3 protein-coding genes and 1 pseudogene are annotated in these 2,388 nt (G+C 40.7%); 3 read left to right on the top strand and 1 reads right to left on the bottom strand.

What is annotated here, in order from left to right; genetic code table 11:
- Positions 1–210 (top strand): annotated as a pseudogene (gene ppnK / locus AC1DUW_RS26055) (NAD kinase); the annotation flags it as partial.
- Between the two features lie 17 nt (positions 211–227).
- Positions 228–1,127 carry an RluA family pseudouridine synthase gene (locus AC1DUW_RS26050; protein WP_053345009.1) on the top strand — a complete coding sequence of 300 codons (900 nt, stop codon included), beginning with the start codon at positions 228–230 and terminating at the stop codon, positions 1,125–1,127.
- A 108-nt stretch (positions 1,128–1,235) separates the two neighbouring features.
- On the opposite strand, the gene prpE is transcribed toward AC1DUW_RS26050, so the two are convergent.
- Entirely contained in the window at positions 1,236–1,979 is a 744-nt protein-coding gene (gene prpE / locus AC1DUW_RS26045; RefSeq protein WP_053345010.1) for a bis(5'-nucleosyl)-tetraphosphatase PrpE, read from the bottom strand.
- Between the two features lie 114 nt (positions 1,980–2,093).
- Here prpE and AC1DUW_RS26040 point away from each other — a divergent pair.
- A partial coding sequence (locus AC1DUW_RS26040) for a magnesium transporter MgtE N-terminal domain-containing protein (protein ID WP_477643844.1) occupies positions 2,094–2,388 on the top strand: 295 nt, incomplete at its 3' end.

Here is a 2,388-nt window from a genome sequence, read left to right as displayed (position 1 = left end):
GGATCACCACTTCTGCTGCCGGCTCATCATACATGTATGTTCCGGCCGGTCAATGCCGTCAATTTTCAAATCACGATTGATCATTTAACCCTGCTTCAGGAAGATGTAAAATCGATTCAATGCCGTGTTGCTGATGAAAAGATTCGTTTCGCTAGATTCCGCCCATTTCCATTCTGGAAAAGAGTTCATGATTCATTTATTGCTAACTAAGGAGCTCAGATCACTACATGTCAAATCAAAACTTTTCTTTAACTTGGTCGGTTTCTGAAGAGGATTCTGGCTCTTTACTGCGGGAATTTCTCAGCAAATACGATATCTCAAAACGAGCATTAACGGATATTAAGTTTAAAGGTGGTTTAATCAAGGTGAACGGCTTAGAAGTGACAGTGAGGGAGCGAATTAAAACTGGTGACAGCGTCACAGTCATATTTCCTCCGGAACAGGCAAGTGAGGGCCTTCTGCCGGAACCCATCCCACTTCTTGTCAGGTACGAAGATGAATTTGTATTGGTAGTTGTCAAGCCTCCTTCTATGAACACCATTCCATCTCGTGAGCATCCCAATGGCAGTCTTGCGAATGGGTTGGCAGGGTATTATAAGAAGATGGGAATCCATGCAACGATTCATATTGTTACAAGACTTGACCGTGATACCTCGGGTTTGGTTTTAATTGCCAAACATCGACATATCCATCATCTTTTAAGTGAGCAACAAAAATCTGGACAAGTTAAACGGCGATACCAAGCAATTGCTGAAGGACTTGTTAACGGACCGAAAGGAATGATAGAGGCGCCAATCGGACGGAAATCGACCAGCATTATTGAAAGGGAAGTTCGGGAGGATGGTCGCTATGCCTGTACTCTTTTTGAGGTATTAGCCCAAACTGAAACCTATACATTTCTTAATTTGGAGCTCCTAACTGGGAGGACACACCAAATCAGGGTCCATATGGCTCATATTGGACACCCGCTTGCTGGGGATGATTTATATGGAGGACACAGGGAAATGATCGCCCGTCAGGCCCTGCATTGTTTCGAATTAAAATTTCTTCATCCTTTTACCAAGAAGGTGATGTTGTTTCAAGAAAAATTACCGCAGGATATGATACATTTGCTTGATGGGAATTAATGGTTGAGAGGTCATTGCATTTGTAATGAAGGTAAAGCGTCAAAAATAAGAATATAATTTAAATCTGTCGTCACAAAAGAACTCACCAAAATGGCGAGTTTTTTTTGGTTAATCAAAAGAAGTCCTGAACTTCTCTGCTATATAAGGCATTGTTGAAGGCACATCTTGAAGATCCATTTCAGGATAACGGACAGCAGTTAGTTTTCCACCGAAGACACAGCCGGTATCAATGTTGTATGTATGATTGACTTGTCTTGCCTCCGGAACCGGTGTATGCCCATACACAATCCAGGCTTTCCCTTTGTAGGACTGGGCCCAGTCCTTTCTGACCGGCGAGCCGTCTGGATGCTTGGTGCCATTGATATCTCCGTAAAGGACAAAAGTTTTTACTTTACTTCCATATTGACCGATATAATCGGCGCGAATACCAGCATGCGCAATAATTAAACGGCCCTCATCGATGAGCTGATAGAGTGGGGATCGTTCATACAAATCGATGAATTTTTTTCGGATTTTCTTCTGCTCCCGAACGTTTAAGGATTGATATTCAGCTACTGTAGTTTCTAAACCATGAGATACTTGCACTTTATTGCCTGAAAAGTAACGATACAGTTTATTGCAATGATTACCTGGAGCATATAGCGCAATATTTTGGTTAATGACTAATTCATAGACCACTTCAATTACACGGAGAGAATTTGGGCCGCGATCGGTTAAATCCCCTACAAAGCCAAGAATTCTTCCCGAGGGATGAACAGGTATGCCTCTTTCCCAGGTATATCCCATTTTTTCTGTCAGCTGCCTAAATTCGGTGAAACATCCATGGATGTCCCCAATGATATCGATGTTCATTTGTCACACCCTTTGTTTGTTTTGTATATGTTTATGGTATTAGTATAGTATTATTTAAAAAAATAAAATATAAACGAGGAAATTAAAAAATAAGTTTATTGGAGGTGTTTAGTTATGGAAGAGTTGAGGGAACTGGAAAGAAATCAAATGAATAATGAACTATTGCTTGACGCACTTAAAACAGAAAACCTAGATCAGTTCCGCACGGAGTTCCTAGAAATGCATCCATACGATCAGGCTCAATTTTATACAAGCTTGTCGGATGAATTTAGGTCAGTTGTGTACAAATATTTATCTCCGGAAGAAATGGCTGGTCTATTTGAAAACATTGAAATAGATGAAGATGATTACGAAAGCCTCCTAGCTGAAATGAATCCTTCTTACGTAGCTGATATGCTATCCCATATGT

It is taken from the genome of Peribacillus sp. P4_C12, from assembly GCF_056402095.1.
This window is presented reverse-complemented; position numbering and strand designations above follow the sequence as displayed.

Coding starts and splice junctions, on each gene's coding strand:
- AC1DUW_RS26050 (WP_053345009.1), top strand. CDS start 228: ATGTCAAATCAAAACTTTTCTTTAACTTGGTCGGTTTCTGAAGAGGAT.
- prpE (WP_053345010.1), bottom strand. CDS start 1,979: ATGAACATCGATATCATTGGGGACATCCATGGATGTTTCACCGAATTT.